Source organism: Thermostichus sp. MS-CIW-30 (assembly GCF_054058015.1).
Genome location: NZ_JBSRZW010000050.1, coordinates 1 through 7,546, shown reverse-complemented (window position 1 = coordinate 7,546; position 7,546 = coordinate 1). Strand labels below are relative to the sequence as shown.

Here is a 7,546-nt window from a genome sequence, read left to right as displayed (position 1 = left end):
GCTTGGACTCCGTCCCGCTGACGCGAACAGAGATAGGCAGGATGCGATCGCTTCTTTCCTGAACCATGTTCAGGAGAGTTCAGCGTGAATGTATCGGTATCCTCACTCCTCTCTCCTCACTTCTCACTCCTCATTGTTGCTCCCCACCGCTGACGCGATACTCTGGATCAAATGGCTCAACCTCATTTTTTCCAGCAACCAGAGCCCCTCAGAGTTTTCTGTGATCCCGGTTCGCCTAACCTTGCACAATTTTCTCTGTTACGCTCACGCCGTTTTGGATCTGCGCGGGATCCACACCGCCTGTATCTGTGGCCCCAATGGGGCAGGCAAGTCTGCCCTGCTCGATGCCCTCACCTGGGGCCTTTGGGGGCAAAGCCGGGCTAGCAATGACAGCGATCTCATCCGCAAGGGGGCCAGCGAAGCCTGGGTAGAGGTGATCTACCGCTCCCGAGGACAAACCTACCGCATCCTGCGCAGCCGTCATCTATCGGGCGAGGGATCCCTGGAGTGGCAAATTCAAACCGGAGAAACCGACGGCCAACCTCGCTGGCGTAGCTTGACCCGCCGCGGCATGCGCGCCACCCAACAGGCCATTCAAAGTCAGCTCAGCCTCGACTACGAGACCTTTATTCACTCCGCCTATCTGCGACAAGGACAAGCGGATGCCTTCACCCTGAAGCGTCCCAGCGAGCGCAAGCAAATTTTGGCCGACATGCTCAAGCTGGGGCAGTACGATCTGCTGGCCGACCGCTGCCGGGAACGGGCACGCAGCGCCAAGCTCAAAGCGGATCTGCTCCAAGAGCGCCTGCAGCAGCTCGACCAACAACAGGCCCACCTTGGCCAAATCCAAGCCGAACTGGAGCAACTCCAACAACAGCAAACTCATCTGCAGCAGCTCCTAGCCCAGCAACAGCAGGAATTGCAAGCCCTAGAGCGCCTCTACGAACATCGCTGCATCCTGCAGGAGCGCCACCAACACCTTACCCAACACTTGCAAAAGCTCGGCGCCAACCTGCAGCACACCGAGCAACAGTGGCGTGCCCAGCGACAGCACCTGCTCCAGTTGGAAGAGCTGATCGCCCAGAGTGAAGACATCCTGGCGGGCTACGAACGCTACCAAGCCCTGATGGCCCAAGATCGCCATCTCCACCACCTCTTCGAGCAACAGCAGCATCTGCTCCAAGAACGCCAAAAGCTGCAAGCCCGGCAAGCAGAGCAGCAACAGCAGCAACTGCGCAAGATGCAACGGCTGCAACAGGAGTTGGCCACCTGCCAAGCTCAGGCCCAAGCCGATGCCCAATTGCTGGCAGAACAGGAGCGCATCGAAATCGGCCTGCGCCACTACCAGCAAGCTCAAGAGCGTCTCCAGGCCTTGAACCAAGCCCAAGCGCAAGCCGCCATCCTTCTCCAGCAGCAACAGCATTGGCAAGAGCAAATCCGCCGCGAGCGGGAACGTCTGCAAGCCCGCCTCCAGCTTCTCAGCCAGCAACTGCAAAGCCAGGAAACTCTAGCCCAGCAGCAGCAGCACCTGGAGCAGAAAATTGCCGAAGGAGAGGCCGCCTTGGCAGAGCTGGAGCGACGGCGTCTCTACCAGCAGCAGGTGTTGGAAAAAGTCCAAGAACGACGGCTGTTCGTGCAAAAGCTCCAGGAACGCCAGCGGGTTCTCCAGCAACAGTGGCAACAGGAAGAAGAACGCTGCCGCCTGTTGGTGACCACCTGGGAGGAAGGTCAAGAGGTGTTTTCCGCTCAAAGTGCTCCGCGCAGCGAACGAGATCAGGTCACCCCCACTTTGGCGAGGGTGACGGCCCTTGTCGAGGAGGCAGCAGAACAAGAGAAGGGATCCCCGGCCCTATCTTCTGTCGGCCAGCCTGCAGAGCCATCCCCTGCAACGCCGACAGCAGAGCCGCAGGGATCCGGCTTTATGGCTCCGCAACGCCGTCGCCACTGGACTTGCCCCCTCTGCGCCCGTCCCCTCAGCCCGCGCCTGCGGGATGTGGTGCTGAAAAAACACCGCGAGCGTCAAGAAGAAATTGCCGGCGAACTGTTTGTTATCCGCGAACAACTGGCGGTGGCCGACCGGGAGATTGAACTCTTGCAAGCAGAATACCACCGTCTCAGCCAAGAACTGGCCACCTGGGATGAGCGCCTGCATCTGCAAGGGCGATTGCAACAGCAGTGGGAAGCCGAGCAGGAACGCCGCCGGCAAATCCAGCTCTGGCAAGCAGAAGCGGCAGAGTTGAGGGAAATCCTCGACCGGGAAGCTTACGCTCAAGAAGCTCGGCAACAGCTCCAGCAGATCCAGCAGGCCCTGCAACAACTGGGCTATGACGAGCGCGAGCACGCCTTACAACGAGGAGAACTGGAGCGCTGGCGCTGGGCCCTGGGCCGCTCTCAGGAACTCCGCAAGGCCCAGGAGCGCCGCTCTCACCTATGGGAGCAAATCGCCTCCCTACAGGCACAACTGGAAACCCTGCAACAGGTGGGATCCAAGGACTCCGTCCCGCCAGTGGGATCGGATTCTCCCCTGGCGGAGCGGTTGGCTCAGGTGGAACAGGTGTTAAACCACCTGGGCTACGATGGATCCCTGCACCAGCAGGTGAAAGCCGAACTGGCCCAAGCGCAACTCTGGCCGGTGCGCCTGCAAGCCCTACAGGTGGCCCGCCAGGAACTGCCGGAGGTGGCAGCCCGCACCCAAGCCTTATCCCAACGCCTACAGGAAAGCCGCCAGCACTTTGCCCAGGCCACCCAAGAGTTGGAACGGCTTCAGCAACAACTGGCGGAGCATCCCGAGGTTTTGCCTGCTCAGCTGGAAGGGATCCGCCAAACCCTGCGGGAGCACCGCCGGCGGCTGGATGAGGTGCTGTCTCAGATAGGGGCCGCCCAACAACGGCTACAACAGGCGGTTCAACAGCAGGCGGAACAGGCCGAGCTGGAACAGCAACTGCAACAGGCCCGCCGCCAGCAGCAGGTGTACCAAGAGCTGGCCAATGCCTACGGCCGCAACGGCATCCCCGCCCTGATCGTCGAAAATGTCCTGCCCGAGCTGGAAGCCCAGGCCAACCAGATCCTGGCCCGCCTTACCCAACACCGCCTGCACCTGCAATTGGTTACCCAGCGCTCCGGGCGACGCTATTGCTCACCGGCCAAGCTGTCCTCCGTAGCGGGACGGAGTCCCTATGACACCCTTGACATTCTCATTGCCGATCCCCACGGCACCCGCCCCTACGAGACTTACTCCGGTGGAGAAGCCTTCCGCATCAACTTCGCCATTCGCCTGGCCTTGTCCCGCCTGCTCACCCAGCGCTCGGGATCCGACCTGCAAACCTTAATCATCGACGAGGGGTTTGGATCCCAGGATGCCACCGGACGCGCCCAACTGCTGGCCGCCATCAACGCCATCGCCCCCGACTTTGCCTGCATCTTGGTGATTACCCACATCCCCAGCCTGCAGGATGCTTTCCCCCACCGCATCGAGGTACAGCCCTCTCCCCAGGGATCCCGCCTCTCCATTCGCGGCTAGTCCCTTCAGGAGTTGCCGGCACGATTTTGCAGCCACTGCTGCAACAGGGGCACCAGAGTCTCGCTGAGTTGGTTCCACTGGTCGGGCTTCTGGACGGTGGTCAGCAGCTCCACTCGCTCGCCTCGGATCACCAGAAAGCCAACTGGCTCGATGCGCACCCCACCCCCCGCTCCCCCGAACAGACTGGCCGGATCCCCGCCGTTGCCGCGACAGCCAGGAGCAGTCTTTCCAAAGTTACCCCCTCCCCCACCCAAGCCAAAATGCAAGGACATGTAAGGGACAATAATCGTCTCACCAATAGTGATCGGCTGACCAAAGGTTTGTCCCGTTTCCGCCAAAACCTTCAGCTTGCCGAGCACCGCCTCCAGCACCGATTCCACGTTGAAGTCGGATCCCATCTCGGTTGACTTGCCCACCAGACGCTCGGGCAAATGGCGCGCAGTACCTTCCCAGGCTAGTGCAGCCACGCCCAAGAGAGAAAGCCCAAGAAACTCCCCTAATCTTCGTCCGGCGAGCCGGAATAGAGATCTTCCAAACGGCTGCGAGCTTCTTCCAAGCTGGCCGAGCGAATCACCAGTAGAGGCTCCTCGGTGAGGTTGCCATCTTCATCCAGCAGCTCTGGGTGAGGGATCCGCTTGCGGGCACGACGAGGAGAGGCCTTGCGCTCTTCCACGCCCAGTGTGATGACATTGGTAACCAAGTTGCGCAGGGCCAAAAAGGCAATGGCCATAAAAGCGATGAGGTAGAGAATCTGCAGCATTACAGGTCGGGGGAGGGGTGAATATGGCGAAATTGACGGCCCAATTCGGCACATTTCATAAGCAGGCGATGCCATTTTGCCATCAGCCCAGGGTCGATGCCAACCTCTTGATCGGACGCCTGATAAAGCGCTTTGGCTACCTGTAGCTCCGCCTGGGCAGCCAAAACCTCTTCCAGCAAGGACTGCTGCTCTTCTGGGCTGATCAATTCCAGGGTCTCTTCCTGCAAAAAGCGGCGAGAACGCTCAAACCAGTAGCGGTAGTCCTCCAACAGTGGCCCCAGAATCTCTCGCAACAGCTCAGATTTGCTCATGGCCTGGGATCCCTCCACAACTGGTTTGGATGAAAAAATCTTAGCAGAACTTAACCTTCTCTCGCCACGGGAGAGCGGGATTCCAGGTAGGCTTCCATCTCCAGCATCAGGGCTTCGATCTGAGGCAGCAATTCCAGGGCCTGCTCTTGCCAGTAGCCCCGCTGGTGGGCTTCCAGCAGCCGCTCGCTCATGTCCCGCAGCGCCCAGGGGTTGCGGGATCGCAGGAACTCCTGGACTTGGGGATCCAATAGGTAGGCGCGGGCCAGGCCGGCGTACATGAAATCCGGCACAGCATGGGTGGTGACGTCGTAGGCAAAGAGGTAGTCCAGGGTGGCAGCCATCTCGAAGGCGCCCTTGTAGCCGTGGCGCATCACGCCGGCAATCCACTTGGGGTTGATCACGCGGGCGCGATAGACGCGGTCAATTTCTTCGGCCAGGGTGCGGATCTTAGGGTTGTGGGGACGGGCGTGATCCCCGAAGTAAATCCGCGGGTTGCGGCCCTGGAGCGTTCGCACTGCCGCCACCATCCCCCCTTGAAACTGGTAGTAGTCATCGGAGTCCAGCAGGTCGTGCTCGCGGTTGTCTTGGTTGTGGAGCACAATTTGCAGGTGGGCCAATTGCCGCCGCAGGGCTTCGGGGGCCGGCTCTCCCTCGCCATCGGCCCGGTAGGCGTAGCTGCTCCAGTTGAGGTAGGCGCGGGCCAGATCCGCTTCTGTTTCCCAGTTTTGCGCCTCGATCAGCCCCTGTAGGCCGGCCCCGTAGGCCCCTGGCTTGGAACCGAAGATGCGCAGCCGCGCCCGCTCCGCCGCTGCTTGCGTTGGGATCCCTTGCTCCTGCCAGTACTGGGTATCGGCCAGCACGTGGGCCCGCAGGGGATTGTCGGCTTCTGGCTCCTCCAGGTCAGCCACGGCCTGCACGGCCCGGTCAAACAGGGCAATCAGATTGGGAAAGGCATCGCGAAAGAAGCCAGAAATGCGCAAGGTTACATCCACACGGGGGCGGCCCAAAACCGCTACAGGCAGGATCTCGATGTCCACCACCCGTCCTCCATCCCAGCGGGGTTTGACCCCCAAGAGCGCCAGGGCCTCGGCCCAATCGTCGCCGCCAGTTCTTAGAGTTGAAGTGCCCCAAACGGATAGGCCCAGGCGACGGGGATATTCCCCCTGCTCTTGCACGTAGCGCTCCACCAGCCGCTCGGCGGCCAGTGAGCCGACCTGCCAGGCGGTGGGGGTGGGGATGGCGCGAATGTCCACCGAGTAAAAGTTGCGCCCCGTGGGCAACACGTCCACTCGGCCTCGGGTGGGGGCGCCGGAAGGGCCGCTGGGCACATAGCCGCCCCCTAGCCCATGCAGCAGGTTCTCCAGCTCCTGGGGGGTTTGCTGCAGGCGCGGCAGCAGATCCGTCTCGATCCAATGCAGCACCTGCCTGGCTGCTGGCCCCGGCGGCGGATCGTAAGGGATCCCTTGCAGCCGCTGGGCAATCCAGCGACGGGCTTGTGCCTCCAGGGCGGCAACCCCATCTCCGATGTGGCGAAAGTTCTCGCCCATAGACCTTGAGGTTTTCCCAGGCCGGCTGCCAGCGGCTAATTCTTCAGATAGACCGCCGCCCCTAGGCCGACCAACATTTCCTCAGGGGTAATTTTGCCATCTTGGTTGGTATCCAGGGCATCGAAAACGCGATCTGCCCCCATCCACTCCTCGCGGGTGATGAAGCCATCCCCATCCAGGTCGTAGAGGCGGAAGACATCCTGGGCGGCGTGGGTAATGGTTTCCTTGGCACCCTCCAGCTTCTGCAGCCGCTCGGTGAGCAGTTTTTCCAGCACCTCCAGCGCTTTGGAGAAGCCCTGGATCCCTTCTTCCAGCTTTTCTGAGGCCATGCGGTTTTCCCGGTGCATCTGGTCGAAGGTAGCTCGATCCATCACCAGGCGCGGGATGTCCATTTTCTTGGCTTTTTCCGGATCCAGTTTGCGCTCCAGGTAACCCTCGGTGTTCTGCAGCTCCGCCAGCAAGGCGGGCGAGATGGTCAGGAGATCACAGCCGGCCAACTCGATGATCTCCCCGATGTTGCGGAAGCTGGCCCCCATCACTTCCGTCGGAAAATCGTATTTGCGGAAGTAGTTGTAAATCTGGGTCACCGACTGCACCCCCGGATCTTCGGCAGGGGGATAGCTCTCCCGGCCCGTGTGTTTCTTGTACCAATCCAAGATGCGGCCTACAAAGGGCGAGATCAGCTTCACCCCCGCTTCGGCGCAGGCTATGGCTTGGTGCAAGCCAAACAACAGGGTGAGGTTGCAATGGATCCCTTCTTTCTCCAGGATCTCGGCAGCTCGGATCCCTTCCCAAGTCGAGGCAATTTTAATCAGCACCCGCTTGGGATCCGCTCCTGCCGCCTTGTAGAGCTCGATCAAATGGCGGGCTTTGGCAACTGTGGCTTCTGTGTCGTAAGAGAGGCGGGCATCCACCTCCGTCGAGACCCGGCCAGGAATGATGGACAAAATGCGCACGCCAAAGGCCACGGCCAGTTGATCGATGGCGTGGGCCACCACGGTTTTGATGTCGGCTTTGGATCCCAGTTCTTGGCGGGCCTTGAGCAAGGTTTCATCGACAATGCCCTGATACTGAGGCATTTGGGCTGCAGCCGTGATCAATGAGGGATTGGTGGTGGCATCCTGCGGCTTAAAGCTCTCGATGGCGTTGATATCCCCCGTATCAGCCACCACGACAGTCATCTGTCGCAATTGCTCCAGCAAGCTCTTGCTCATGTTCGGCTCCTTGAGATTGCGCTACGCGCCGCTTCTGCGACCTAGTTTCAGTGTTACCCATCCCATTCAGGGATCCCGGTAGACATGAGATTGTCTTAATTCTGATACATTCACGCTGAACTCTCCTGAACATGGTTCAGGAAAGAAGCGATCGCATCCTGCCTATCTCTGTTCGCGTCAGCGGGACGGAGTCC

At 60.5% G+C, this 7,546-nt stretch carries 6 protein-coding genes; 1 reads left to right on the top strand and 5 read right to left on the bottom strand.

Annotated features, from left to right (window positions below; translation table 11 throughout):
- Nucleotides 1–88: 88 nt before the first annotated feature.
- Entirely contained in the window at nucleotides 89–3,520 is a 3,432-nt protein-coding gene (locus tag ACVWXW_RS14115) for an AAA family ATPase (protein ID WP_457404337.1), read from the top strand.
- 5 nt (nucleotides 3,521–3,525) lie between these two features.
- Here the strand turns inward: ACVWXW_RS14115 and ACVWXW_RS14110 are convergent, their stop codons facing one another.
- The 5 genes from ACVWXW_RS14110 to ACVWXW_RS14090 all read right to left on the bottom strand — a co-directional run bounded on the left by ACVWXW_RS14110 (nucleotide 3,526) and on the right by ACVWXW_RS14090 (nucleotide 7,352).
- A complete protein-coding gene (locus ACVWXW_RS14110) occupies nucleotides 3,526–3,951 on the bottom strand; it encodes a GerW family sporulation protein (protein ID WP_457404335.1) in 426 nt (141 codons plus the stop codon).
- 65 nt (nucleotides 3,952–4,016) lie between these two features.
- Nucleotides 4,017–4,280, bottom strand: coding sequence for a DUF2973 domain-containing protein (locus tag ACVWXW_RS14105; RefSeq protein WP_457404333.1), 264 nt, complete (start codon nucleotides 4,278–4,280; stop codon nucleotides 4,017–4,019).
- Nucleotides 4,280–4,591: a DUF2605 domain-containing protein gene (locus ACVWXW_RS14100; protein ID WP_457404332.1), complete on the bottom strand. Its 312-nt coding sequence runs from the start codon at nucleotides 4,589–4,591 to the stop codon at nucleotides 4,280–4,282. The genes ACVWXW_RS14105 and ACVWXW_RS14100 overlap by 1 nt, the downstream gene beginning before the upstream one ends.
- Nucleotides 4,592–4,641: 50 nt before the next feature.
- Nucleotides 4,642–6,138, bottom strand: coding sequence for a cobaltochelatase subunit CobN (locus ACVWXW_RS14095; protein WP_457404331.1), 1,497 nt, complete (start codon nucleotides 6,136–6,138; stop codon nucleotides 4,642–4,644).
- A gap of 35 nt (nucleotides 6,139–6,173) precedes the next feature.
- A complete protein-coding gene (locus ACVWXW_RS14090; protein WP_011432742.1) occupies nucleotides 6,174–7,352 on the bottom strand; it encodes a transaldolase in 1,179 nt (392 codons plus the stop codon).
- Between the last annotated feature and the right edge of the window lie 194 nt (nucleotides 7,353–7,546).